Annotated in this window: 22 protein-coding genes; 5 read left to right on the top strand and 17 right to left on the bottom strand. The window is 41.6% G+C overall.

Annotation, left to right across the window (positions count from 1 at the left end):
- Nucleotides 1-83: 83 nt before the first annotated feature.
- From ppk1 to QR40_RS25020, 6 genes are all read right to left on the bottom strand, one after another.
- The gene (ppk1, locus tag QR40_RS25045) at nucleotides 84-2,318 is read right to left on the bottom strand and encodes a polyphosphate kinase 1 (protein WP_330373892.1); all 2,235 of its coding nucleotides are present in this window, start codon (nucleotides 2,316-2,318) and stop codon (nucleotides 84-86) included.
- Between the two features lie 55 nt (nucleotides 2,319-2,373).
- On the bottom strand, nucleotides 2,374-3,039 hold the full coding sequence (locus tag QR40_RS25040) for an HD domain-containing protein (protein WP_044297283.1): 666 nt from the start codon (nucleotides 3,037-3,039) through the stop codon (nucleotides 2,374-2,376).
- A 380-nt stretch (nucleotides 3,040-3,419) separates the two neighbouring features.
- Nucleotides 3,420-5,489 carry a beta-galactosidase gene (locus QR40_RS25035; RefSeq protein WP_044297282.1) on the bottom strand — a complete coding sequence of 690 codons (2,070 nt, stop codon included), beginning with the start codon at nucleotides 5,487-5,489 and terminating at the stop codon, nucleotides 3,420-3,422.
- A 113-nt stretch (nucleotides 5,490-5,602) separates the two neighbouring features.
- Nucleotides 5,603-6,814 carry a helix-turn-helix domain-containing protein gene (locus QR40_RS25030; RefSeq protein ID WP_044297281.1) on the bottom strand — a complete coding sequence of 404 codons (1,212 nt, stop codon included), beginning with the start codon at nucleotides 6,812-6,814 and terminating at the stop codon, nucleotides 5,603-5,605.
- A gap of 36 nt (nucleotides 6,815-6,850) precedes the next feature.
- Nucleotides 6,851-7,612, bottom strand: a complete 762-nt coding sequence (locus QR40_RS25025; RefSeq protein ID WP_044297280.1) for an N-acetyltransferase — start codon at nucleotides 7,610-7,612, stop codon at nucleotides 6,851-6,853.
- 131 nt (nucleotides 7,613-7,743) lie between these two features.
- Complete coding sequence (locus tag QR40_RS25020) at nucleotides 7,744-8,994, bottom strand: competence protein CoiA family protein (RefSeq protein ID WP_044297279.1); 1,251 nt, start codon at nucleotides 8,992-8,994, stop codon at nucleotides 7,744-7,746.
- Between the two features lie 348 nt (nucleotides 8,995-9,342).
- Here QR40_RS25020 and QR40_RS25015 point away from each other — a divergent pair, with 348 nt between their 5' ends.
- Entirely contained in the window at nucleotides 9,343-9,933 is a 591-nt protein-coding gene (locus tag QR40_RS25015) for a TetR/AcrR family transcriptional regulator (RefSeq protein WP_044297278.1), read from the top strand.
- A gap of 72 nt (nucleotides 9,934-10,005) precedes the next feature.
- On the top strand, nucleotides 10,006-10,773 hold the full coding sequence (locus QR40_RS25010) for a nucleoside phosphorylase (protein ID WP_044297277.1): 768 nt from the start codon (nucleotides 10,006-10,008) through the stop codon (nucleotides 10,771-10,773).
- Nucleotides 10,774-10,832: 59 nt separating this feature from the next.
- Here QR40_RS25010 and QR40_RS25005 read toward each other — a convergent pair whose 3' ends face one another.
- A complete protein-coding gene (locus QR40_RS25005; RefSeq protein ID WP_044297276.1) occupies nucleotides 10,833-11,735 on the bottom strand; it encodes a GNAT family N-acetyltransferase in 903 nt (300 codons plus the stop codon).
- Between the two features lie 162 nt (nucleotides 11,736-11,897).
- On the opposite strand from QR40_RS25005, the gene QR40_RS25000 reads away from it, so the two are divergent.
- The gene (locus QR40_RS25000) at nucleotides 11,898-12,410 is read left to right on the top strand and encodes a GNAT family N-acetyltransferase (protein WP_052431049.1); all 513 of its coding nucleotides are present in this window, start codon (nucleotides 11,898-11,900) and stop codon (nucleotides 12,408-12,410) included.
- 49 nt (nucleotides 12,411-12,459) lie between these two features.
- Here QR40_RS25000 and QR40_RS24995 read toward each other — a convergent pair whose 3' ends face one another.
- Nucleotides 12,460-14,502 carry a HelD family protein gene (locus QR40_RS24995; protein ID WP_044297275.1) on the bottom strand — a complete coding sequence of 681 codons (2,043 nt, stop codon included), beginning with the start codon at nucleotides 14,500-14,502 and terminating at the stop codon, nucleotides 12,460-12,462.
- Between the two features lie 175 nt (nucleotides 14,503-14,677).
- On the opposite strand from QR40_RS24995, the gene QR40_RS24990 reads away from it, so the two are divergent.
- On the top strand, nucleotides 14,678-15,313 hold the full coding sequence (locus tag QR40_RS24990) for a superoxide dismutase (RefSeq protein ID WP_027294911.1): 636 nt from the start codon (nucleotides 14,678-14,680) through the stop codon (nucleotides 15,311-15,313).
- Between the two features lie 85 nt (nucleotides 15,314-15,398).
- On the opposite strand, the gene QR40_RS24985 is transcribed toward QR40_RS24990, so the two are convergent.
- From QR40_RS24985 to QR40_RS24955, 9 genes are all read right to left on the bottom strand, one after another.
- Entirely contained in the window at nucleotides 15,399-18,050 is a 2,652-nt protein-coding gene (locus QR40_RS24985) for a calcium-translocating P-type ATPase, PMCA-type (RefSeq protein WP_044297274.1), read from the bottom strand.
- Nucleotides 18,051-18,329: 279 nt separating this feature from the next.
- Complete coding sequence (locus tag QR40_RS32715; protein WP_274595934.1) at nucleotides 18,330-18,455, bottom strand: hypothetical protein; 126 nt, start codon at nucleotides 18,453-18,455, stop codon at nucleotides 18,330-18,332.
- Between the two features lie 30 nt (nucleotides 18,456-18,485).
- Nucleotides 18,486-19,850, bottom strand: coding sequence for an MFS transporter (locus QR40_RS24980; RefSeq protein WP_044297272.1), 1,365 nt, complete (start codon nucleotides 19,848-19,850; stop codon nucleotides 18,486-18,488).
- A gap of 39 nt (nucleotides 19,851-19,889) precedes the next feature.
- Entirely contained in the window at nucleotides 19,890-21,059 is a 1,170-nt protein-coding gene (locus tag QR40_RS24975; RefSeq protein WP_044297270.1) for an iron-containing alcohol dehydrogenase, read from the bottom strand.
- 33 nt (nucleotides 21,060-21,092) lie between these two features.
- Nucleotides 21,093-21,176 carry a DUF6783 domain-containing protein gene (locus QR40_RS33870; protein ID WP_465231374.1) on the bottom strand — a complete coding sequence of 28 codons (84 nt, stop codon included), beginning with the start codon at nucleotides 21,174-21,176 and terminating at the stop codon, nucleotides 21,093-21,095.
- Between the two features lie 7 nt (nucleotides 21,177-21,183).
- Nucleotides 21,184-21,372, bottom strand: coding sequence for a hypothetical protein (locus QR40_RS24970; protein WP_044297267.1), 189 nt, complete (start codon nucleotides 21,370-21,372; stop codon nucleotides 21,184-21,186).
- A 15-nt stretch (nucleotides 21,373-21,387) separates the two neighbouring features.
- Nucleotides 21,388-22,563, bottom strand: a complete 1,176-nt coding sequence (locus QR40_RS24965) for a uroporphyrinogen decarboxylase family protein (RefSeq protein ID WP_044297266.1) — start codon at nucleotides 22,561-22,563, stop codon at nucleotides 21,388-21,390.
- Between the two features lie 17 nt (nucleotides 22,564-22,580).
- Complete coding sequence (locus QR40_RS24960; protein ID WP_027294917.1) at nucleotides 22,581-23,225, bottom strand: cobalamin B12-binding domain-containing protein; 645 nt, start codon at nucleotides 23,223-23,225, stop codon at nucleotides 22,581-22,583.
- A 220-nt stretch (nucleotides 23,226-23,445) separates the two neighbouring features.
- The gene (locus QR40_RS24955) at nucleotides 23,446-24,501 is read right to left on the bottom strand and encodes a threonine aldolase family protein (RefSeq protein WP_052377867.1); all 1,056 of its coding nucleotides are present in this window, start codon (nucleotides 24,499-24,501) and stop codon (nucleotides 23,446-23,448) included.
- A 235-nt stretch (nucleotides 24,502-24,736) separates the two neighbouring features.
- On the opposite strand from QR40_RS24955, the gene QR40_RS24950 reads away from it, so the two are divergent.
- The gene (locus tag QR40_RS24950; RefSeq protein ID WP_044297265.1) at nucleotides 24,737-26,110 is read left to right on the top strand and encodes an MFS transporter; all 1,374 of its coding nucleotides are present in this window, start codon (nucleotides 24,737-24,739) and stop codon (nucleotides 26,108-26,110) included.
- The last annotated feature ends 11 nt before the right edge of the window (nucleotides 26,111-26,121 follow it).

Here is a 26,121-nt window from a genome sequence, read left to right as displayed (position 1 = left end):
TTTGTCAATACTTAATTTGAATTTTTTTAAATTATTTCTAATGGAGGACCACAACGCTTTTAATTTCGTGGTCCTCCGGCATTTTACTGCTTATTTGTATGCTGGTAAGCAACCTGATAAAACAGCTTCTGGGAATCCAGCGCTACTTCTGATGCTGCCACTTTCTGATAGGAACCATCTTCCATTTGCTCTCTTGCTTTTACATTATCATTTAGCATTGTAATAAACATTTCATGTATTCTCACTTTTAGATGGGTATCATAAATTGGTACTGCTACTTCCACTCTGCGCAGTGTATTCCTGGTCATAAAATCAGCTGATGCTATATATATTTTTGCTCTATCCCTGTCACCAAAAATATAGATTCTGGAATGCTCCAGGTATCTGCCAACGATGCTGATTATCTTTATCTGATCTGTCTGCCCCGGAATACGGGAACGCAGGCAGCAGATTCCCCGTACAATCATCTCTATCTTTACTCCGGCCCTTGATGCCTCTATTAGTTTATCAATAATTTTCTTATCTGTCAGGGAATTTAATTTTAGCCCGATATATGCCTGTTCGTTATTTTTTGCTGCACGGATTTCTTCATCCATCATTTCCAGTACTTTGTTTTGCAGGCATTTGGGGGCTATCAGAAGATGTTCTGCTGATTCCACTACTTCTCCCATAGCTAGTGCCTGGAAGACGCCGGCTGCCTCTATACCTATTCTGTTATCCGCAGTCATCAGGGATAAATCCGTATAGAGGCGGGCTGTCTTTTCATTATAGTTTCCAGTTCCCACCTGTGTAATATATTCAATCTGTCCTTCTCTTTTCCTGGTAATCAGACAAAGTTTGGAATGTACCTTTAGCCCGTCCACGCCATAGATGACATGGCATCCGGCCTCTTCCAGCCTTCTGGACCACTCTATGTTATTTTCCTCATCAAACCTGGCTTTTAACTCTACCAGGACATCTACCTGCTTACCGTTTTCCGCGGCTTCTACCAGGGCTCCAATGACTTCACTATGCTTAGCCAGGCGGTAAAGAGTCATTTTTATTGATACAACATAAGGGTCCTCCGCTGCCTGATTCAGCATCATAATAAATGGTCTGATGCTCTCGTATGGATAAGACAGTAACATGTCATGCTCCAGTATCTGATCGATGACCGGTCTTTTTTCATCTACAGCAGGTGATTTTTGAGGGATTCTTTTTTCAAAAAACAATTCGCTTTTCATTCTAAGCTGATCCTGAATCTGGAATACAAAAGAAAGATCTATTGGCGATTGGGACACAAATACCTGCTCTTTTTTTAATAACAGGTGTTCACACAGCTTAGCCGTCATCTTATGATCCAGCTCCCTGCTCAATTCCAGCCTTACGGGACAAAGTCTTCTTCTGAGTTTTACAACCTCCGCCATATGCTCCCGATAATCCAGATCTTCATCAAAGATACTATCTGCATCAATATCAGCATTTCTGGTTATCCGAATCAGAGACTTTGCACTCACCCGATATTTATTGAATACTTTTGGCAGAAAATGAAGAATTAATTCTTCTACCAGCAGGAAGCTTCCAGCTCTTCCCGGAATAGCCGTGAGTCTTCCGAATACTTCACTGCTGCAGGGAACAATACCAAATTTTTCACGGTCTGTTTTTGTTTCTAATACTGCTGCAGCATAGATCTCGTTATTTTTCAGAAATGGAAACGGCTGTTTTTTCCCTACCACCATGGTGGATAGAAGCGGCATAATCTCCTGTTCAAAGTAGCGCTCCAAATAATCAATTTCCCCGGTTGTCAGTTCTTTAACTTTGACCATTTGAATTTCTTCTTTTTCCAGAAGTAGCATTAATTCCTCATAAATCTGGTCTTTTGCTTTTCCCAACTCCCTGACCCGTTTGAAAATGGCCTCCATCTGCTCCTTACTGGTCATCTGCGTTTTATTTTCCCTGATTTCTTTTGATAAAAGCATCTGGTCATGTAGGGAACCTACCCTGACCATAAAAAATTCATCCAAATTGCTCTGAAAAATGGACAGAAAAGTAAGGCGCTCACAAGTGGGCACCTTTGGATCAGCAGCTTCTTCTAATACACGTTCATTAAATTTCAGCCAGGATAATTCCCGGTTTTCAAAGCAAGACATCTCATTTCCTTTCATATCTTTATCTTTTATGTCTTTATGTTTTTTATCTTTATCTTTCATGTCTTTATCTTTTATGTCTTTATCTTTCATATCTTTATCTTTCGTATCTTTATCTTTCACATCTCTATTATCTTTATCTTTCATATCTTTATCTTTCATATCTCTATCTTTCATATCTTTATCTTTCATGTGGCTCACATCCTCATTTTCTTATCTCTTGTATATGACCTCTCACATTTGCTGTTTAACAGACTTTATGACCATTCGCTGTCAGCTTAAACTTCGACCCCAGCATTTCGGCTGCACGCTTGCACATCAGCATCCGCTGCAAAAAGATTTCAAAATAATCCATAATTGAACAAATACTTTCATCCAGTTCCACACTTAGCTGGATTGTCTTTGTCTCAGTCTGAATGGTCAGTTCTGAAGTAACTGCTGCATAGTTTACCCGGTCGTGTTTATCAAAACTTTCTTTCACTGCATTTCTCACACGGTTCCTTCTAACATCTGTCTTATCAGCCAATATGACAGCAGCTGATACTGCATCTACTGCCGTTCCTGTCTTCTCATCATGCTGCCCTATGGCACTGACAATCGTAGCTGCATCTTCCGGCGGAATATCGTACTGGCGAAGCAGTGTAAATGCCATAATTGCACCGCTGTGGGCATGGTCATTCCGATTGATACTGTTGCCGATATCATGCATATAACCGGCAATCTTAGCAAGTTCAATGTCCTTTTTGCTATAACCCAGTTCTTTTAAAATTCTTCCGGCGATCTGCGCTACCTTTACTGCATGACTCAGAGAATGCTCCGTATATCCCAGCACACCCAGATTGTCATTTCCCTTTTTTATATATGCTCCTATTTCTTCTGATTCCTTGATTTTCTTATAGGTAATCTGCTCCATATATCTCCTTTGTTAATAGTACAGTATTGCGTAAATAACTGCGGATACCTGATATCCGCACATGTTATCTGCAGGATCCTGCACCCATTTCACTGCAGCCGCTTCCAGTATCTGCCGTTAACTGTGCTTTCGGGATAACACGCTGCACTATGTATCATAGCAGTACAGATTTTCTTTCTCTATCCGGGCTTGGTTAAGAATATGTAAAATATATGTAATGTTACTGATTCTTTTATTACTTAACATTATCTCCAGTTTTCTCTTCGGCAAACCATCAAATACCTGATAAGTTTGTATATTCTTAGCCTTCTGCCCTGCCTTAACGCAAAAAAATATGCTATGCATATTATCGTTGATAATAGCAAAGCATATTTTAGAATTTAGTCTTTGGAGCCCTCTTCTACAATTGCTGCCCCCCAGGGTTTCAGATTAATTATCTCTCCCGGTTCCACAGAATTATGATTTAACAATTCTACCCCCTTGGGATGACTGTATTCTACCGTTCTTTCTTCCGGTGAATAATTAAAATAATAACGGATTTCTTTTCCCTGCTGGTTTATCCCGCTTCGGATTATAATAGGAAATGCTACTTGTTGATCCGCTGTCCACAGGCCTGCATTTTGATACGTATATTTAATAATATTTTTCAATACTTCCGCTGATGTCATACATCCAATATAAACTGCAGTCCCTTTTCCGTATCCATTAACCGTAACAGCTGCGTATTCATTCCATGCCGCATGCTCGTAAGATGCAAGCACTTTTGCGGTATCCGTTTTTAATAATTCCATAAACCCATTCACTTCCAGATTGGTTTGCTGATTTAATTTGTCTTCCGACATTACGTTCTCCAGCATGTCATTATCCGGCATATTATTTTTCAACCGCACATTTTTCGGAAAGGTAAATTGACTGTAATTTACGCCCAGACATTTACTGAGAATCCCAGGCTGCTGTTCAGTGCGTACTTTTACGTTCTCATCTGTAAAACCGCTCTTAAACGTAGTGACCAGATGGCCGCCCTGGTCCACAAAGGAATTGATCCTCTCTAAAAGAACTGACGGTGCACTGTAAAGTGCCGGAACGATCAGTACCTGATACTGCTCCAGATTATCGGATTCCGGAAATATGAAGTCACACTCTATATTGCTTTGATACAGTACATCATAGATCCAGCGAACCACATCATTATAATAAAGCTTTGGCGCCGTGGATGCTCCCATATCAATCGGGAACCATTTCAGTGCTGTCAGGGATTCATTACTTACCAGTATTGCCGTCTTATTCCGCTTCTTTAAATTTACCAGCTTTGTCCCAATCCTTTTTAGCTCATTGCCTATAATTCCCGCTTCCTGATAGGTTGCATTTTCCTTAAAATCATGACTGAGCAACCCTTTCCAGTAAGTCTCCATTGAATTATGAATGGAGTGCCAATGCCAGTACATCACTGCATTTGCACCGCTGGCGAGGTGGCTGTAAGCCTGGAGCCTCAGCTGCCCGGGATAGGGCACCCAGCATGGAAATCCCTGAGCTTCGGTCTCCAGCACCAGATAATTATCCTGTTTAAGAGATCTGGTAGAATCCCCGCCAAAAGCAATTTCTGCACCGGTCAGATCGTCCTGGGTAGGATGGTAAATATCGGTTCCTGCCACGCTCAGGCATTTCGCTGCCTGATAATGATTTACATCGGGCTGTACCCCATAGGAATACCCTCTCCATTCAAAATCAAAGTTTTGTGTAACAAACTGATTTTCTCTTTTATACTCTGCAACAATTTGCGACTGCCATTCCAGAAATTCCACCACAAGAGACCTCTGGAATTTCTCAAACTCCGCTCCCAGGCTTCCATTAATTGTGCCTCTGACATCCGGAAAGTCTTCCCAGGCATTAATACGGTTACTCCAATAATCCAGACCAAATGCCTGGTTCATAGCTTTCAGATCATTGTGAAATTTATTTCTTAAATACTTTACAAACCGCTCCTGTACATTTTTTCCGGCAGTTCCATAATACTTGGTTTCATTGTCCAATTGATAGCCAATCACGCATTTGCGCTTTGCAGTACACTCCATCAGCTTACGGATAATACGTTCGGAATAAAAGAGATAGACCGGGTTGGTAATATCCATAATCTGTCGTGGTCCATACATTCCTTTACCTTTAACAGTAGTTGCCAGTACATCCGGATAAGCTTTTACCATCCAGGTCGGCACTGCATAGGTGGGGGTGCCAATGATTACAGATATGCCGGCTGCTTCCATAGCATCCATCACCCGCTCCACATGGGTAAAATCAAAAACGCCGTCCTGGGGTTCACAAGTACTCCAGGTAGATTCGGCAATCCTGACCACATTAATTCCCGCCTGCTTCATCATTTTAATATCCTGATCCAGCCGTTCCACGGGCATATACTCATCATAATAAGCCGCTCCATAAAGTATCTGATCCATAAAGAAAACCTCCTGTATAATATCATTTTCTGATATTTTACCAGACTGCATTTACAATATATATCACAAATCTTGTATAAATACTATTAATCTTATATTTACACGCCTGAAATCTACTTTTGCAAGCAAATGTCATTCCCCATAACTGCAAATCTCTTTCGATACTCCCCCGGAGTCATCCCGGTAACTTCCTTAAAAACCTTCCCGAAATGGCTTTGGGAATGAAATGCAAAGTAATACCCGATTTCTTTGGCTGAATAATCGGTATAACGCAGCAGATTTTCACTTAGTTGAATCCGATTCTGCATAATATAACGCTGCAGGGTGATTCCCTCCGTCCGGTGAAATAAATCCGAGAGGTAATCTGCATGAATTCCCAATTCCATTGCCATATCCTGCACACTGATTTTCACATGCATATTTCTAAAAATGTAATCTTTTGCACGTTCTACCAAAGGATTGATGTCTCCTTTTTGCTTCACTTCCCACACCTGGAAGGCAAAATTGTACTCTGCCTTTCGCATCAGGGCACCTATTTCCATTACGCTCCCCATATCTTCTATTTTCTGAATGTAACCATCAACCATGGTAAATGCAAGCTCCGGAAGTATGCCCCCCTCAATTGCAGCTCTGGATGCAAGTGTAATGACACAGATTGCCAGATTTTTTGCCTGTCGCAGCTCGCTTCTGGCAAGTTTGCCCACTTTGCCGGGATAAGTTTCCGACAGGCTCTTTTCCAGCATCATGCAGTCTCCCTTTCGAATGCTGTCCATTTCCCGTACTTCCTGACTGTATGGGTTATGGGCAACTGCCCTCTCCTGCCGGTCAAATATTTCATCTGATATTTGTTTTGTGGAACCAGCCAGGCTTTCTTCTTTTAATCCATTCCTCTGCCAAAGCTCATAACGGGAAATTTCCTGATTATTTAATAAACCGTTTAACATTAAAATGCCCGCACCAAATGTCTCCATATCCACTTCACCCACACGATAAGCTTCTTCGTGATTCATTTTGTGCTTTCTTGCCAGGCTGCGGCTCACATCTCTTCCGGCACGGCCTGTGCAGACCGGTCCTGCCACGTAGGCATTATCACGGGAATCCCAGACGATTCCATATAAAATCTGACACGGCTCCTGAATAATTAAGGGTATGCCTGTCTGCTCTCTCTTCCGTAATTCCATCCGAAATGAGCTATCGCTGACCAGAGGATCCTCATGATCCTCCATGCCGCCATAGCTCATTATTATCATACCATTTTTATCCATAACACGAATCGGTGCATGTATCATAGTTACCAGCTGACTGCAGGTATATTCTACTGACATTCCTTTTCCTCCTGTGATGCAGCAGTTGCTCTGTTATTATAACATACCGTGGTCTTCTAAAAATTTCAAAAACTTTTTTTCACTCAGTATCTCGTTTGTGACAAATTTTCCCTCATGGAAAAAGCTGTATGTCGTAAATGGAGAGGGTGCATTTTGAGCCTGCTGTGTTGTTTCTATTTTACACAGTTTGACATCGGTACCGTGCTCTCTTGCTATTTTCTGAATGAAAGGTGCATATTTATCCGTATGAGGACATTGATTGGTATAGTAGAGCACCATGCCCTTTTCATCTGTCTCTCCTGCCTTTGCGCATTCCTTAAACCCGGGAACCGGTACATTTTCTTTTAATGGTAAATATAAAAGCTCATAATACGGTGCTGCAGTATCGGCAGTCAAAAACCCTTTGTACTTTAAATACTTGGGGTCGGATAAAAAAGGCATTTTCTTCTTTGCTGATAATACCGTTACACCATTCATTTTCTTTTCCCGTGCTTCTTGGATACAGGATTCCAACAGTTGATCAGCATACCCCTGTCCTTTGAACTGACCGGATACCCAAAAGCAGTTAATATGCAGATAATTGGGAGCTTCCATCGGTAACCACGCTTTTTCAGCCGGAATATATTCTATAAAGACTTTTCCTCTTTCATTTAGTTTACGAAATACCAAACCATCTGCAAATCGTTCCTTCATCCATGCTTTCTTAGATGATACGCAGGTTTCCCCTTTTTTATCTGAAATTGCACAGCAGATATGCTCCTTATCAATATTTTCTATATTTACCGTTATTAATCCCATCGCCCTGTCTCCTTTACCTGATACATTTATTTGTGGTGTCTTGTCGTTTTCTTGTTTTATAACTATAGTTTACGACACAGAATATGACAACTGTGTGTCATATTATAAATTATCACCACAGACTTTTAAACTCAGCCTCTCTTATAGCAATGCCAGGAATATATTTTCAATTCGGAATTTATTTTTTCTATGGCTTTTGATATGAGCAGCTCCTGTTTTTTTCTATCCTGGATATTCTGCAGTTTCAAATTCAGACTTTCCAGATAGGACTTCCGGTTTGTACTTGCTTTTGGCAGCATGGCTTCGTTCCCTTTTAACTGGGGCAGATCCCAGGATTCTCCAATCGCCGTCATTCTTACTGTCAAAGGTCCTTCTTTAGAAGTCAGACTGCGCCTGTGGAGCTTATCATCCAGCGTACCCTGTCTGGGCGTTCCATCCTTTTCAAAGTTTTTTCCGCCGTCCCTTCTGATTTCTCTTTCCTTCACCGCTTCCATATGCAGCCTTTTATATTCCCGATTGACTTCAATTACTTCTCCTGATTTTTGAACTATTTTCTGTACGCTCTCTTTTTCTGCTTCCCGCTCCCGGTAAGGATTTTTATCAAATATTCCGGAGTCAGCATTATACTGATACGCCCTTTTCTTACTTTTTAAAATTTCTTCCACATCTTCTATAAATTGGTTTTTACAGGTTTCAAATGGGCAGTTTATTTTACCCGACGGATCTATGGTTATCTCTTCCAGTTTAAAAGATTTTGTAAATACCCTTTCTGACTGATTAAAAGGTATGGTACAACGCTGCTTCAGCCGAATCTCCTGATCTTCCATATCCAGCAGCAAAATAATTCCCTGATTAGAATAGATCAGATATTCAAACGTTGCCAGCACATCATCTGCATATTTTTTCCCATTTAAAAACCAGAGATCCATAATTCCCTCTTCTTTATAATACGCATGTTTCTTTTCCCACAATTCCAGTTTTACATCCTGTCCTGCATATTCCAATACCATTTTCATATTCCCATCTTTTATAAATATATCCGATATATATTTACCGCCCTGACGGCTGCATGTAATCTCTGCATTGGGAAAACTTCTCTTCGCTGCCTGAAACAGCAGCCGCCTAGCCAGCAGATGCCGGCTCCCCTGCCCATTGGTGCGGACGGGACAATTCGCATTTTCATGGTGCCGGAAATAAGGTTCCACTTTATTCCCCGCACATAAAACCAGGTATTCTCCGCAGTCCGGACATACAAACTCATTGTTCTGGCTTGCTTTTCTCATTTTCAGCCTGGTTTCTTCATAATAATTTCCCTGGGCATCTTTTAACTCATAGACACACCACAGCTCGTTTTTATAGCAGGCATTTTCCTGTGTTATCATAACGTTCCTCCTCACAAACAATCTCCGGTAATAAATGCTGCGGTTTTGAAAATATATAAAAATATTCTTACTTTCTAATTTAGCACACCACTCCCGCAATATCAATAAACCTGAATATTTTTATGACTTATTTTTTATATATTTTGTGTCGTATATCTCCCTATATTTTATTTCTGATATTCCTCTTGACATTGCGACACACGTGTCTTATAATTCTTTTAAGAGACACATGTGTCGCATTATTAAATTCATAATAACCAAAGATTGATCTAATGATAAAGAAAATCGCTTTTACACTACTAATTTAGGAACAGCACAAGCCGGCTTGCGCTATTCAGGGGGTAAAAAATGAATAGAAGAGGAACCGAAACCCGCAGACTAATTCTCAAGAAATCATATCCGCTTTTTGCGGAAAAGGGTTTTAAAGAGGTCACCATGAAAGATATCTGTGAATGTACAGGACTCAGCCGCGGCGGGCTATACCGCCACTACGACAGTACGTCCCAGATATTTGCTGAAATATTGGAAGAACTATTAAAACGCCAGGAAGATGAATTTTCAGAAAAAATCAAGAAGAAGGAATCTGCAATCTGTATTCTTAACGACGTTCTGGAACGTTACCGCCTGGAAATGTTGGATTCCGGTAATTCGCTAAGTGTAGCCATCTACGAATTTTACAGCCTTCCCCAGTCAGAACATATTCCAAATGCCCTGTTGGAACAATATCTGCTGTCTAAAGAAATGTGGAGCAGATTAATCCAATATGGGATAGAGCAGCAGGAATTCAAACAGGTGGATATTCCGGCTGTATTTGATCTGATTGTATTTTCTTATCAGGGTGTACGAATGTACAGCCGTCTTATGCCCCTTGACAAAGATATTCCGGACCGCATTGTAAGACAGATCAAAGAATTGCTTCTGCCGCCTGAAGGCGCATGATACAAAACAAATTCAAAACAACTTTAAAACAACCTAAAAACTATTTCATTTCACTGAATAAGGAGGATTATTATGGCAGCAATTTTGGAAAAATTTGATTCATCCAGGACCGCATTTATCAATCCCTGTGATTTTATAAAACCCATAGAGCATTTTCCCGGGATCTGTATCTCCACTTTTTCTAATGATATTATCGAGAAGTTTGCCTCAAGAGATGGGGTGGAGGTAATTGCCCATCTGTACTCAGCTAACGGAACACTGCCCGTATATAAGACCAGTTATGGCGGCGTGGATATTGCGTTCTATCTTTCCAGAGTTGGTGCTCCCGCCTGCGTTGCAGGCTTTGAAGAAATAGTCGCCATGGGTGCGCAGAAATTTGTATTATTCGGGTGCTGCGGTGTCCTGGATGATACTGCCGTAGGATCTAAACTCATCGTTCCTACTTCTGCTGTCCGTGACGAAGGCACCAGCTATCACTATGCTCCGGCTTCCTTTGAGCTGTCTGCTGAACGATGGACAACTGATGTACTGACCTCTTGTCTGGATAGATTCGGATGCTCCTATGTAAAAGGAAAAATCTGGACCACAGATGCCATATACAGAGAAACACCGGACCGCATTGCCCAGAGAAGAAAAAATGGCTGCATCGGTGTGGAAATGGAATATGCCTCCATGCTGGCTGTTTCACAATTCCGAAATATCCCTTTCATTCAATTTTTATATGGGGCGGATAACCTGGATTCCGATTGCTGGGAACCGCGGGATCTGGAACTCTATGGCCTGTCAAATGCTGAAAAATACATGGCACTTGCATTTGAATGCGGCCTTGCACTTGTCTGAAAATTGCTTTCTGACACGCTCTTGCACTGTAACACTGCCGATACAGCTTCTATACACTCTCAGGTATGTGATAATACCGGAAACATACATTTTTTCTCCCGGAAAAATTCCGCATCTTTTCCTTTACCGAATAATAAGGTCTCTTCCTCCTTTACTTCATCAATCCTAAATCCCTCTTTGTCCTCTGGCGTAAACATTAGCTTAACCTGTGTAATGGTTTCATTCGCCAGCATCTCTATAACCTGTGATAATGATACTTTTTTCTGACAAAATACTTCCGCCAGAATCAGCGTATCATCCTGATACTCTGCAAAGACAAGCGTATCCGCCTCTTCTATATAGTAAAGCTGCTCTCCATAAAACATCATTGCATAAAACATGTACAGTTCTACGTTGTTAACCATTGTCAGGCTGGAGAATGGATTTTCCAACTCCATATATTTCATTGCCAGCACTTTGTCTTTAGCCCTGTTCAGATCCAGCTTCCTTATATTTATCGGATTCTTATTTTGCTGACCTCTCATGATTTCTTTTGAATAATAGTACTGTGTTATTTTCTCAAATCCATATTTGGGATAAAAATCTAAAACGGTATCATTTGCAAATAGATAGATCAGATCAAATCTGTCCCTGTACTCTTTTAGTACTTTTTCCATTATTAGCTTTGCAAATCCCTGTCCTCTGTATTTCTTTGCCGTCATTACCGTTCCCAGCTGGAGGTAAGTCTTACGCTGGCCAAATACATTCAATTCCATAATATTTGCCGAGATATTAGCTGCTATTTCCCCCTCACACATAACCACATACGGCACATGCTGTTTCTTCCAGAAGCCCTCCTGATACCATTTTTCAAACTGAAATCCAAAAACAGATTCGGTCAGGCTGTTATAGGCACTGCGCATATTAGCATCCTGAGGGTCGACAATTTTTATTTCCCATCTCTTTTCTATTGGTATACTCACTTTATACTCCTCCTGTTATCCATACGAATTCTATATTTGTAATAATTTTGTTTTATTATACCTTATAATCATCGCCGGGACATCCATTATTGTATAAATTGTTCTTTTTCTTTTATGCATTCATTGTTATAATAAGCAAAAAAGAACTGTTAAGGAGATAACATGGAGATACGAAATACTGCAACTGATATCAGGCCCGACAAGGGGCTATCAATCGAATGGGATCATATTAAATTGCTGGAATATAACCGGAATCTGCAAAAAGATCTTCTCCAATTCCTGGAGAATTGTATGCCCGAATCAGGAAGAACTTTTGAACCCCTGGGAAGGCACCAGGCAGTAAATGATATTCCAAATTCTTATGATGCTTTCTGGTATATGACAGATGGAAGTCAGATTATAGGCACCGTTGCTGTTAAAAGTCTTTCTCCCGATACCTGCGAACTGAAAATGATGTATTTGTACAGCGCCTGCCAGGGAAAGGGCTTAGGCCAGAAGCTTTTAACTCACGCGATCCGCTATTCTGCTGCGCAGGGGTATAGGAAGATGTTTCTGGATACAACACAGGAAAGCCGATCTGCTATATCCCTATACCAAAAAAACGGATTCCATGAAATTTCCCGTTATAATAATAATCCTTATGCTGATGTATTTATGTTGAAAGATCTGTGCTAATCAGTTCACATTAACCAGTACTACAGTGAACAATTCCAGCTTGAATTGTTCACTGTAGCACTAATTTTGTAAATGAACCCTGGCATGTAAAATCCAGCTTATGCATCGCTCTTGTACATGCCACATACAAGAGGTTTCGATCCCACTCCATTCTGTAGTTCTCCCAATTGGCAAAGGGTACTGTCACCTGGTCGAATTCTAATCCTTTTGATACGGGAATAGTGGTGACGGTTACTCCGTTTTCAAACTTCGTACTGTTCAAATCTAAATAATGCACTTCACAGTCAGAAGCAAGTTCTTCATATAATAAGGCTGCCTGTGTCTGTGTTTTGCATAATATTCCCATAGAGCCATAACCTTTTTTATAAAACTCATCAATCTTCGTTTTTATAATGGCTATTTCTTCCTCCAGGTTCTGACAGCAGCTAATCGTCGGCTGATCTCCGTGTCTCTCAAATGCCTCTATCTTCTGATTATTTTTAATCCGTCTGGAAAATGCAATAATTTCATAAGTAGAACGATAGCTTTTATTCAGCTCTATAAAATCTGCATTTTTATACAATCTGCAGAAAATCTCACGGGAACACATATTGGAAGGCACCAGTGACTGTCCAAAATCACCCAGTATTGTTTTTTTACAACGAAACAACCGATTGATCACTGCATATTGTACCGGGGTATAGTCCTGCATTTCATCAATTACCACATGCTGAACAAACGAGTATTCACCAATCCCTTCTATTGATGATTTCAAATACAGATAAGGATAAACATCCTCCCATTCCAGAGTATCTTTCTGCTTCATCGAAAACCAGCTTTCTTTTTGAATATATTTATAAAAATCTGCATAAAGAGAAAGTGTACTGTCGGCCAAAAACATAGATCTGAGCTTTTTCCCAATCTCATTCTGACTGGGCAAATTATCCCACCCTAAGTTTTTCGATTTAAATACCTCCCATATATCCTCTGCTATCTGCTTAAACCGTTCCATTACCGGAAGATAGCTGCAGGCATGACAGCGGTCAGCAATGTATTCTCTGGAAATAAAAAATTCCCCAAATCTGCAGTCTTTTATTTCAAAATACCTGTCAACGGCGTAGCGCAGATATTTATCCAGAAGAGCCAGCATTTCCTCTGAACCCTTAAAATTCAGTCTCTTTACATCCTCTGCGTTCTCATTCTCTATCTCTATCCACGATATATTTTTCGTAAAATTGATCTTCCCGTTTAATTCCTCTGCAGCTATCTCTGCAAAACTTAGTTCCATGATAGGTTCTTCCCCTAACTCCGGAAGAACATTAGAGATATAATCTGCAAATACTTTGTTTGGAGAAATAATCACAACATTTGAAGCAGACAGTCTTTCCTTATTTCGATAAAGCAAATACGCTACACGATGCAGGGCAATTGAAGTTTTCCCACAGCCTGCAACTCCCTGGATAATTAATACTTCCGCCTTTTCATTACGAATAATCCGGTTTTGTTCTTTTTGAATTGTTGCGATGATATTTTTCATTTTTTCATCAGAGGTACTGCTTAACTCTCTTTGCAAAATATCATCGTCTATATTCATCGTGCTTTCCAGGACATATTCCATTTCTCCTTTTCGAATCTTAAACTGGCGCCTACAGGTAATTTCTCCTTCTATGTTACCTATGGGCGCCTCGTAAGATGCTTTTCCCAGCTCATATTCATAATACATATTTGAAATGGGGGCACGCCAGTCAAAAATAAGCATCTGATTCCTATCATCGGTAAACGCATATTTTCCAATATAGATCTGCTCCGGTTCATCATCCCCCTGGTAAAGAAAATTTATTTTGGCAAAATACGGTGAATCCATCAGCTGTCCAATTCTCCTTCTTTTATCCAGTGATAAATTACCTGCCCCTTCTATCTGGTTGATAGACCGCTGATTTGAGAACTTTTCCATAGAATCCAGTTCGTTCCAATATTCCGCCAGATATCGTTTTGATTTCCGGTAATCGTCTTCACATTTAGTGACATCCTCATTGGCTTTATCAAAGGCACTTTTCAATTGTTTTTGTGTAAATTCAAGATGGCTTTGTTCTTGTGGAAAAGGTTCATTCATATTGATTCCTCCTTAGGTGTAATCATTTACTGGGAGACCATATTATACCGCTGATCAAATGTCTGGTGGTATAGTGGAGGGTTTCAGGGCATCTGTATTACTTAGAGCGTGTTTTCTTGTTATGTATTTTATCCTGCAACATATAATAGAAGAAAAAGAAAAGGAACAGATACCTTTGAGTGAACACTATCCTTTTGTAAATTACCCACTGCCATACAGCTATAATGCACTGGAGCCTTATATTGATGAAAAAACCATGCACCTTCACCATGACCGCCATCTTCAGACTTACGTGGACAATCTGAATGCTATTTTAAAGGCTAATCCCCAGCTGCAAAATATGACATTGGAACAGCTTATTCTGTATGCCCCTACTCTTCCGGCTAATATCAGAACTCCTCTGCTTAACAACGCAGGAGGTGTCTATAATCATCGTTTTTATTTTGATAATATGACCAGCCCCGGCATCGACAGGCCTTTAGGGATATTTGCTTTTTATATCAACCAGGCTTTTGGAAGCTTTCAGAATTTTGAAGACCAGATGGCTGCGGCTGCCCTGTCGGTCTTTGGATCCGGATATGCCTGGCTGGTTGCAGATCATGATGGAACACTAAAGATTATTACTACTTCCAATCAGGATACCCCCCTCTCCATGAATCTGCATCCTCTGCTCAACCTGGATGTATGGGAACATGCCTACTATCTAAAGCACTATAACAACCGGCCTGCCTATATCCACAACTGGTTTCATGTAGTGAACTGGAAAACAGTAAGCCAGAATTATCTTGCTTTTATTAATGGTTATACCTGATTAAGAAACAAATGGGATAATGCAGGAAATACATTTTCCGTCATTATCCCAGCTCTTAAGGCCCTTTTATATCTTTTTCTTCTGACTATCTATTTCTCATCAACACTCTTTTCATTAATTTTGCAATTTCCGATACCAGGATTACACTGAACGCCACTACAATAATTTTGCACCACATCAGAAAATCTAACGGAACCGTACCAAAGAAGGCACCTCCAATCTGTGTGATGATTACCTGAAGTGCAAAGGTCAATGCAAAAACTCCAAGCATCAGCCTGTTAGATGCCAGATTACAGAAGATACTGGTATCGGAAAGCTCACGGCTGTTGAATGCATTGAACAGTTGAAAAACAACAAACAGCGTAAACAGTATGGTAGGCAGTTCTCTTTCCGCACCTCCCATAAAATTAAACCAGTGCTGAGCCATAAATACAATTGAAATATATAGCCCGTTTATAACAATTCTTGACATCATACTTTTGGTAACTATGCTGCTATTCCGCCTGGTTGGCTGTTGTTTCATCAAATCTCCCCGGATGGGTTCCAATCCCAGGGTAAGCGCCGGCGGTCCATCCATGATTATATTAATCCATAACAGCTGCAGTGCTGAAAACGGAGCGGCAAAACCTGCAATAATAGAAGCCAGAACTACAACTACACTGGATAAGTTAACGGTAAGCTGAAATTGAATAAAACGCTGGAAATTCTCATATATCCCTCTTCCCCACTGAACAGCTTTTACAATCGTTGAAAAGCTGTCATCCAGGAGTACAATATCACTTGCTTCTTTCGATACTTCTGTTCCCGATATTCCCATTGCAATTCCAACATCGGCATTTTTAATCGCAGGTGCGTCATTAATCCCGTCTCCGGTAACCGCCACCACATCACCTCTGGATTTTAAAGCTTTTACTACACGCATTTTAATCGTTGGCGTACTTCTGGCTATCACCCGTATTCTGGGCAGTGTTTCTGCCAGCTGCTCTTCGGTCAGACTCTCTAACACTTTCGCTTCTACGGCTATATGGTCATCATCCAACAACTGCAGTTCCTTCGCAATGGCAGATGCTGTAATAATATTGTCACCTGTCAGCATTTTTACATCAATTCCCGCTTTACGGCATTTGTCCACCGCATTACAGACATCCTTTCTGAGCGGATCCGTAATTGCCGAAAATCCATCGAAATGCAGTCCATCTTCCAGAGACTTGCGCTCCTTTTCAAAATCCACAATCAGATCCCCATGACTTTTATGGGCAAAAGCAATTACCCGAAAAGCCTTGCTTTCATACTCAAACATCTTTTCTTGTGCTTTTTCTTTTTCCTCCTTCGATAATGCGCACATTTCCAGGATCTTCTCCGGGCTTCCTTTGGAATAAATATGATATCCCTTGGCATTATGAAGAACAGTCGTCATATTCTTTGTTTCTGAAGAAAAGGGAAATACATAAGCTGCCTGAAAACTGTTTCGTATATTTTTGTAATTGCCTACTGCCTTATTTGCAGCAACCAGCAGGGCACACTCTGTGGGATTTCCAATAAAGTGGTTCTCTCCATCTGCATACCGGATATCCGCCGTACTGTTCATGCAGAAATTGCGGATCAGATGAACATCCTTTACCTGATCCGGATACACCATATTCATATCCTGACAGACTTTTGTGACTGTCATACGGTTCTCCGTCAGCGTTCCTGTTTTATCAGAACAGATTACATTGATGCAGCCAACGGTCTCGCAGGCTATCATTTTTTTTACCAATGCATTCTGTTTGGACATTTTTATAATGTTTATGGAAAGGGATACCGCAACAATGGTAGGCAGTCCTTCCGGCACTGCGGCAACAATCAGTACAATACTTGTAATAAAAGCTTCGGAAATGGTCTCCCATGATGCCGTCCCATGAAAAGTAAATAATAAAACCTGGAGTAAAAATACCACTGCTGCTGCCGCAGCTCCCAAAATCGTAATTTTTTTACCAAGTACCGCTAATTTTTCCTGTAACGGAGTACTTGTTTTATCCTCAGAAGAAAGTTCCGCGGCAATCTTACCAAATTCAGTATGGTCGCCAACTCCGGTCGCTACCATCTTACCGGTACCGCTGGTAATAAAGCAGCCTGAATAAACCATATTCACCCTTTCCGCCACTGGAGTCTTTTCATCCTCAATTATTGCGGTCTCATCCTTTTGTGCCGGAAGGCTCTCTCCGGTAAGCGCAGATTCATCCGCCTGAAGAGAATTGCACTCCAGTAAACGTCCATCTGCCGGAATCCTGTCACCCGTTGCCAGACATATGATGTCACCAGCTGCAATCTCCTTCTGACAGACCATCGCCACTTCCCCATTTCGGATAACCTTTACCATGGTATCGTCTGTTATTTTACTCAGCTCTTCAAATGCCCTGGCACTTCGTCCTTCCATAATCACTGTGATTACTACCGATAAAGCAATTGCTGCAAAAATACCAACGCACTCCAGATAATCCGCCTCTCCCCCGGTCACAGCTCTTGAAATATTCACGCCCAGCGTAATAAATCCAGCCAGAATCAGCATGATAATCATTGGTTCTCTTGCCGCTTCCCAGATTCTCCTTCCTAAAGAAACCGGTTTTTCTTTCTTCAGGATATTGGCACCGTTTTTTCTCCGGCTTTCTTCTGCCTGTTTTGATGTGAGTCCTTTGTCAACATCACTTTGAAAATACTGCACCACTTTGTCTTTCGGCTCCAGATAATATTTCATATCCTTTTTCCTCCTTTTTGTTTTGCAATCAAAAAGACCCAGGTACAGCACTTAAGCTATACATGGGTCAAAAAAAGGCGCATGTATAGTATAAGTCCTATACATGAGTCTCATTATTTAAGGCAAGCCAGACCAAATGGTCAGTATGTTGACTTGACACGTACCTTGCGATACGCCAACTACTCCCTCACGGGTATTTTCAATTGATGCTATTCTATCATTAAGGTTTTGGGTTGTCAATTACTTTTTGTAATGGACAACCTCTCAATTTATGTCCGTTTATGAATAAAAACCATTTGGACTTACAGAATGAAGGGTGATGCTCCTGATCTGGAAGTATACAGCCAGAGTGATGATCTGGAAATCCGGGTTGCCGTACAGGTTAAATAAAAAATGCCGATCCATGGAATATTCTCCTGCGGATCGGCATTTTCATTACATATTACTTCCCAGTTTACCGTGTATTTCTTCCATCTTCTTCTCCGATAATGGATAAGCTATCACGAGAATTGCTGCAGCCAGCAGCATTAGTCCGGGTATCAGAAGAATTATATTCTGAAGGCTCACCAGCTGTGATCCCTCCAGCGCAGCCCCGGCAACGTATCCCATACTGGACAACAGCCAGTTGACCATACCGCTTGATATGGCAATACCAAGTTGAATGGGGAATACATACAGAGACATAATAAATCCGGTTGCATTCAGACCTGTTTTCGCCTGATAATACAGGGAGGAATTTACAAACTGAATCGGACCTGCACATGCATTTAATGACATACCAAAATAAATAAGTACAAAGCCGACACCAAACATAGTGACGCTCGGCGGCATAAAGCGCGGCAGCAGTGCTCCCACTGTATAAAATACCAGTGCCACGATACCAGCGTTCTTAGAACCTGCCTTTTTAATAATAACCGGTGCGATAAGGCTGGACCCAAGCGCTACGACAGAAGCGATAGTCATGGTAACTGTAATTGCACTGAAATCATTTAATATGTACTGATAATAATAAGCAAATGTAGATATGAAAATCATAAATGCCGTAAACTTTAACGTTTCAGATAAAAGCATAAATATTAACGGTGGATTTTTAATAACACAATCCAGCATCTGTTTTGCAGACATTTTAGATTTTTTCACTTCATCGGGAACTTTTCCTTTTACATCATAGATGTCATGTTTTTTTCCTGACCATGCCGTTGCCAGATAGCCAAGTGCCGCCAGTATGGCAATCAGAATCGCTGTATACTGATATCCTTTTGCCTGATTCTCTCCGCCGATCAATAATACGAGGGGCAAAAATGTGGCTGAAAATAATATTTTGGCAATATCCTGGTACTGGGACCGGCGTGTAGACAGCCTCCTTTGCTGGGACGGATCTTTACTGATCACATTCATCAGGGACATCTGTGCATTTCCGCACAAACTGCTTGCTCCTGAAGAAATCGTATATGCCAGCGAGTAAAATATCGCCAGGAATATTCCAGACCCGGAAAATTTAGTGAACGACAAAATTGTAAATACCAGTGATAATGGAACTCCGATAAAGATCCACATCCGGTACTTTCCAAATCTGGAATGCCCGTTTTGAACCATCGCACCCAGAAGCGGTACAATAATTACAAACAACAGACGTACGACGAAGCTGGCCGTTCCAAATACATCGGTTGGAACCAGGGCTATATCCGTCACATAATAATTAAAATAGCTGTTTACCAGGCTATAATACAGACTGGCGGTCAGAGTACCAACGGCAAATGCGCTGACGGTCAATTCGGGTAATCGTTTTTCATTACTCATCTTGAGATCCTCCTCTCAATTCTACAGAACGTATACGTTCTACAAAGCCAATTTTAAAATCTGGTAAATATCCTCTTCCTGTAAAGGAAATGCCATTCCTACTGCCGAAGTTCCTATCATTGCTTTCTCCGCCATGGTTCGCAGGTTTTCATCCCCGATTCCCGCTTCGCTTAAACGGGTCGGCAGATTCATTTCCCTATAAAACTCTTCTAACTTTTTAATCCCTCTTTTTATGGTCCACTCTTTTCTAGGAGCGGCATATGCTACGTCAAAAACCCGTTGTGCAAACTGTACAAACCTGTCCGGATCTCTTTTCCAGACATACTTTATCCATGCGGGGAATATGATGGCAAGTCCTGCACCGTGGGCAATATCATAGATACCGCTGATTTCATGTTCAATATTATGGCTGCCCCAGTCTCCCAGCCGGCCTGCCATAAGCATTCCATTGTTCGTAATATTAGCCGCCTGGTAAAGCTCTGCACGAATATCATAATTATCCGGATATTCCAGTGACAGCGGTCCAAAGTGGATAACCGTTTTCATGGCAGCCTCTAAAAGCCGGTCTGTTAAATCCACATTATCTGTATTTGTAAAATAAGCCTCCATCAGATGTGCAAGTATATCTACCGTTCCACAAGCAGTCTGATATGGAGGAAGGGAATAGCTCATTTCCGGATTCAGCATGGCAAACCTGGGAATGATGTAGTCAGAAAACAGACTGCGCTTCAAACCTGTTTCTTCATTTGTTAAAACAGCACAATTAGATGATTCTGAGCCGGTTGCCGGCAGAGTCAGCAACACTCCGCACGGCAGTGCATCTGTGATAAATCTGGTAAACGTGCCAAAATACTCCCAGATATCACCTTCACATTTAACGCCTGCTGCTATACTTTTCGCCGTATCAATTGCAGACCCCCCTCCAATTGCCAGCACAAAACCAATGTCATGCTTCCTGCACATTTCAATCCCCTCACAGACCTGCTTTAGTCTTGGGTTAGGAACAATGTGATCCAGATCGTAATAAGTGATTCCGGCCTCCGACAAGGATGATGCAACACGGTCATACAGTCCGTTTTCCTTTATAAACGGACCGCCCAATACAATGAGAACACGCTTTGCATACCCTGCAACTTCTTCTCCGATCTCCAGTTCGCAATCTTTTCCAAATATAATTTTACCCGGATTGTGGTAAACATAATTTATCATGACAAATCCTCCTTCCCGTTCCTATCGTCATGATTATTTCAGCCAGGCTACGTAACCTGAATTCGGGGCAAATATGCCGCAAAGTAGGGCGTGCAGCTGGCGGGAATGAATTTTCAAACACGCTTTATCGTCTGCCCAGATTATCAAGCAGCCCCATCATGAACCTGCGCCTGGCTGCCGTATCCTCCGGCAGAAAGTCCAGATGCTTTAACAGTTCATCAAAACCTTCCGGATATGTAGTATAGTCAACCTTTTTTTCTTCGCTACTGTTTTCATTTCTGTTTTCATTTCTGTTTTCATTTTCTGCTGCCATCTTTATTCCTCCTCATCATGGGCGGTATTCGCGAACAAAGTCGCAAACAGCCAAAAGATTTTCGGGATCTGCATCTTTGCGGTACGACATCATCTTATCCTGGCTCATGATAAATCCACCTTCACTTCCCAGCTCATCACACAGACGTTTTGCATAGTCAAGACATTGCTGTTTCGTTCCGCTGCCCAGCAGACTTGCTTTCATCCCTCCAATCACACAGACGTTCGGCAGTGCCTTACGCAGTTCAAAAATGTCATCCTGCTCTACCAGCATACAGATATGTCCCTTGGGATAATCCTGAAAATACTCAGCAAACCTTAATATACCGCCCTCCACAAAGAGGTAAATCGTCTTGTCCTTTGCCACAATTCCATCCAAAAGTCTCTTAAGCGGCGGCCAGTAAAACATTTCCCATTGTTTTCGGTTCAGGATAGTATGTGCCAGCAAAGCTGTTAAAGCATCAAAGCAGAAATCAGGGTGGCTGCCCGGCGCATCGTTCAGCACATTTTCAATAACCGGATCGGCGCTGATTCGGTCAAGCGCTTCACATGCCTCTTTTACTCTGATGGGATCCTTCCTCATGTCGATGGATAACCCTTTAATTCCTCTGAGTCCCGTAAACAGATATTCGATTCCAAGAGACATAAAACCATTAAACGGACAGATTAAATTTGGAACGCCGTAAACATTTGCCAGTTCATCATTCCTCTTTAAGGATTCATCAAAAAAGATTTTCTGCTCCCATGCACATTGACGCATCAGTGCAGGATCCATATCCGGCCTGAATTTTTCAAACTTTCTGGGCAGTACCTTTTCCCAGATAAACTTGGTGGGATCGGCAATCAGCTCTGGATATTCTTCCGTGTAAAACAGGGTAAAATCCTTAATGGCAAAAATTTCACGCTCATCGTCTATGGTATACAAAGACGTACCCAGGGTTTCCACTACTCTTTGAGGATTTCGTATTCCGGTTTCCTGATAGCCGTCAAATCCGTATTTTTCATGGAATTTCATAACAACATCACGCATGATATCATAGTCATGCGTTGCTTGCGTAAAGGTATACCCTGCATCCAGGATCTGCCATGTCCAGAAATTCGCTATATGCGGAACCCTGTCCGGCTTCTGCTCCATGCGGATCGCATCATGAAACAATTTAATTCGGTATTTTTTTAACTCATCTTGCGTCATGCCAATTCCTCCTCACCTTATTGGTAGACTTCCTCTGCCCACTTCCGGCAGATTTCAACAGATTCTGCTGCATTAATGCTCCAGGCATCCGCACCTACCAGTTCACAGTATTCAGCAGTAACCGGTGCTCCTCCTATAATCACTTTTATATCATCACGCATTCCCTCGGCATTAAGCGCTTCTACGGTCTTTTTCATTGACTCGATGGCAAGCGTAAGAACACCGGATAACCCGAGGATCTTTGCCTTTGATTCTTTTAATGCCGCAATAATTGTCTCCGGGGCTACGTCGATCCCAAGGTCAATGACTTCAAATCCTGCCGTTTCAAACATACATTTCACAATATTTTTTCCAATATCATGAAGGTCATCTTTAACCGTACAGAATACAAGTTTGCCCAATTTCCCGCTGATATCACCTGCTATAAAAGGTTTTAGCCGGGCAAATGCATCCGACATCAGATCACCGGAATAAATCAGGTCACCCACAAAATATTCGTTGCTTTCAAACCTCTTACCTACAATAGCCAGACCATCCTGGCACGCTTTTACTGCCGCTTCTGAATCCACATTTTCTTCCTTCGTGATCAGATCCAGCTGCTCAAATACCGCATCTTCATCCAGATCTCCCAAAGCCTGCGTAAGTTTTGCATAATCGATCATTTGCCTTTATCCTCCTAACATCGTATTGACGAAAAACAAAGCTAACTTGTGTTTACAAGTTAGCTTTATCATAATGGACTCTCGTCATATTGTCAATGATATATGTGATATAGAAATACGATTTATGAGTATTGCACAAAAATTGACATCTCTTTTTTAGCTTATTTCTGATTTTTCAAATATGCATTCAAATATGTGTTCCAATATGCGCTGAAACCTTCTAGACATTTCCGTAGGAATGCGTCAAATCTTCCGCACACGCAATTAATGCATTCAGATCCTCTTCTGTTGTATCAAATGAAGTTACAAACCTGGAAATTCCAGGCTCCGGTCCGAAATGCTGAAACGGAAACGCATCACATAGCTGCCATTTGATCCTCTCATCCACATGGGCGAACAATTCATTTGCCTGTGGTACAAAGGGCGTCCGAAAGACAGGTAATCCACTCATTTTTTCATACAGCATCATTGCCATCCGGTTGGCATGTCCAGCCATCTCAAGCCACAGGCCGTCTTTTAATATTTCTATGAACTGAGCTGCTATATAACGCATTTTACTTGGCAGCTGTCCGCAGCTCTTCCTGGTGTACTTAAAATTTTCAGCCAGTTTATGATCAAAAAAAACGACTGCTTCTCCGAACATCAGACCATTCTTCGTCCCGCCAAAGGATAGTACATCCACGCCTGCTCCCCAGGTTGTTCCGGTCAGGTCATTTTGGTTTGCGGCAACGGCATTTGCCAGCCTGGCTCCATCCATATGTACAATCATATTGTGATCATGGGCAATTTTACAAAGGTTCTTTAACTCTCCCGGCGTATATACCGTTCCATCATCCGTCACCTGTGTCAGACTCAATACCCGCGGCTTGGGAACATGTTCGCTCTGCCATCCTCCTACTGCATCCTCCAGACTCCGGGGACTGATTTTGCCGTCTATAGAAGGAACAGGAACAAGCTTTGCATTTGCAATGCGTTCCGGGGCTCCTGTTTCAGCAGAATTAATATGTGCACTGTCTGCACACAGGATACTCTGCCAGGGCGTAACCAGATGCGCAAGGGCCGCACAGTTCGTTCCCGTTCCATTAAAGGTAAAAAATACATCTGTTTCTCTGTCAAACAGATGATTAAAAATGCGATCTGCTTCAGCAGTCACCGGATCATAACCATATCCCGGCACATGCCCGCAGTTGACATCCATCAGCGCCTGCATTACACGTGGATGCACCGAAGAACAGTTATCACTTTCAAATCCCCGCTTTCCATTCATCTCCAACATAAAATACCTCCTATAAATTTATAAGGTTTATTGCTACAAATTTATCTGCAAAATTTGTGCAATTATACTAATTTTATATTTATAAGTAGTGTTTATCTATTTCTATTTGACAATTTTCGACTTACATGCTAACATCAGATTTAGACAAAGCAACTTATAAATACAAGTTATACTGAATTATACTTTACTAATTAACAGACGTCAACTAATGAAAATCTGAAAGGGGAGTTCCTTCATGTCCAACTCACAGCAACCAAGCCGTAAGCTGTCACAATTACTGGTCTTTCAATTTGCTGCAGGTTCTTTTGGAGTCGGCCTGCTGTTCAGCCTTGCAAACACCTATTTTATCTATTTTGTAACTGATGTAGCTCTTGTACCTGCCGGTATTATGGCGACAGTTTTCACCTGTACCAGGATCTTTGACTTCTGCTGCACCCCGATCATTGCGGGATTTGTCCAGAATGGAAGATTTAAACTGGGAAAGTACCGCTCCTGGATTCTTTATATTGTACCTGTTACATCATTTTTTACGATACTTTGTTTTTCCAGGATCACCGGTAATCCCATTGTTGTGGCCATCTATTACGGCATTATGTATCTGCTGGCTTATGGACTGTTGGATAAACCGGGCGGCGCTCAGAGAGCTTTGATGACAAGAATGGCGCAAAATGATAAAGAACGTATGATGCTCACCGCCCGTTCTGCACAATTTGAGCAGGTTGGGAACATTGTTTTCTCCCTTATCTGCCTTCCGTTGATTGCCTTAATCGGTCAGGGAAATGAAGCAAAAGGGTATTTTGGTGTAGCGGTTCTGTTTGGATTGACCGGACTTGTTTGCTATTACACTACAGCTCATGCCGGAAAAGACTATGACGTTTATTATGACGAAAATTCGAAAGATGATCATTCGGACCGGCTCACGGTAAGGCAGATGATTGACACGGTCATTAAAAATCCCCCACTGATCTGCTGTATGTTAATTGAAGTCTTCCGATATCTCGGATTTATGATTTACGTTTCTACCATGGCATATTATTTCAAATGGTTTCTGGGCGATATGTCAGCAATCACCACCGTGGCTACTGCTGCAACTGTTGTGTGTTTTATCAGCAGCATACTCTCTCCACACATCAGCAGCCTGATTGGGAGGAAAAATTCTTCTATTCTGGCAATGTGCATGTATGCTGTGGGTATGCTGGTTCCCCGCTTTTTTGCAGAGGGCAATCTGGTAGTTTACACCGCCTGCATCTGCCTGGCATATTTTGGCGCCGCCCTTCAGGTCTGTGTCGGAATCGTAATGTATTCCAAAGCGGCTGACTATCACCAGTGGAAAACAGGACTTTCCGCTCATGGATTCGTGATGTCTATCTATGTGCTTCCTGTGGAGATTGGAATTGCATTCAGTGTTATCATTATCGGAATTGCATTAAACGCCATTGGATACGATCCGGCAGCTGCCAGTCTGACTGCTTCCCAGTTATCCGGGCTGAAAAACCTCGTCTTGCTCATACCCGGCATTTTATTCATCATTGCCGCTGTTATTGCCGCGCTTATGCCGCTGAGTGAAAAGAAAATTGCTGAAATGGAATCAGGCTTAAAAGCCAGCTAAGGAGGATATAA

This window comes from Robinsoniella peoriensis (assembly GCF_000797495.1).
GTDB lineage: Bacteria > Bacillota > Clostridia > Lachnospirales > Lachnospiraceae > Robinsoniella > Robinsoniella peoriensis.
This window is presented reverse-complemented; position numbering and strand designations above follow the sequence as displayed.

What these genes read in the sequence shown, in the direction of transcription:
- ppk1 (WP_330373892.1), bottom strand. Translation starts at nt 2,318, where the DNA reads ATGAAAGATAAAGATATGAAAGATAGAGATATGAAAGATAAAGATATG.
- QR40_RS25040 (WP_044297283.1), bottom strand. Translation starts at nt 3,039, where the DNA reads ATGGAGCAGATTACCTATAAGAAAATCAAGGAATCAGAAGAAATAGGA.
- QR40_RS25035 (WP_044297282.1), bottom strand. Translation starts at nt 5,489, where the DNA reads ATGGATCAGATACTTTATGGAGCGGCTTATTATGATGAGTATATGCCC.
- QR40_RS25030 (WP_044297281.1), bottom strand. Translation starts at nt 6,814, where the DNA reads ATGTCAGTAGAATATACCTGCAGTCAGCTGGTAACTATGATACATGCA.
- QR40_RS25025 (WP_044297280.1), bottom strand. Translation starts at nt 7,612, where the DNA reads ATGGGATTAATAACGGTAAATATAGAAAATATTGATAAGGAGCATATC.
- QR40_RS25020 (WP_044297279.1), bottom strand. Translation starts at nt 8,994, where the DNA reads ATGATAACACAGGAAAATGCCTGCTATAAAAACGAGCTGTGGTGTGTC.
- QR40_RS25015 (WP_044297278.1), top strand. Translation starts at nt 9,343, where the DNA reads ATGAATAGAAGAGGAACCGAAACCCGCAGACTAATTCTCAAGAAATCA.
- QR40_RS25010 (WP_044297277.1), top strand. Translation starts at nt 10,006, where the DNA reads ATGGCAGCAATTTTGGAAAAATTTGATTCATCCAGGACCGCATTTATC.
- QR40_RS25000 (WP_052431049.1), top strand. Translation starts at nt 11,898, where the DNA reads ATGGAGATACGAAATACTGCAACTGATATCAGGCCCGACAAGGGGCTA.
- QR40_RS24995 (WP_044297275.1), bottom strand. Translation starts at nt 14,502, where the DNA reads ATGAATGAACCTTTTCCACAAGAACAAAGCCATCTTGAATTTACACAA.
- QR40_RS24985 (WP_044297274.1), bottom strand. Translation starts at nt 18,050, where the DNA reads ATGAAATATTATCTGGAGCCGAAAGACAAAGTGGTGCAGTATTTTCAA.
- QR40_RS32715 (WP_274595934.1), bottom strand. Translation starts at nt 18,455, where the DNA reads ATGGATCGGCATTTTTTATTTAACCTGTACGGCAACCCGGATTTCCAG.
- QR40_RS24980 (WP_044297272.1), bottom strand. Translation starts at nt 19,850, where the DNA reads ATGAGTAATGAAAAACGATTACCCGAATTGACCGTCAGCGCATTTGCC.
- QR40_RS24975 (WP_044297270.1), bottom strand. Translation starts at nt 21,059, where the DNA reads ATGATAAATTATGTTTACCACAATCCGGGTAAAATTATATTTGGAAAA.
- QR40_RS24970 (WP_044297267.1), bottom strand. Translation starts at nt 21,372, where the DNA reads ATGGCAGCAGAAAATGAAAACAGAAATGAAAACAGAAATGAAAACAGT.
- QR40_RS24965 (WP_044297266.1), bottom strand. Translation starts at nt 22,563, where the DNA reads ATGACGCAAGATGAGTTAAAAAAATACCGAATTAAATTGTTTCATGAT.
- QR40_RS24960 (WP_027294917.1), bottom strand. Translation starts at nt 23,225, where the DNA reads ATGATCGATTATGCAAAACTTACGCAGGCTTTGGGAGATCTGGATGAA.
- QR40_RS24955 (WP_052377867.1), bottom strand. Translation starts at nt 24,501, where the DNA reads ATGTTGGAGATGAATGGAAAGCGGGGATTTGAAAGTGATAACTGTTCT.
- QR40_RS24950 (WP_044297265.1), top strand. Translation starts at nt 24,737, where the DNA reads ATGTCCAACTCACAGCAACCAAGCCGTAAGCTGTCACAATTACTGGTC.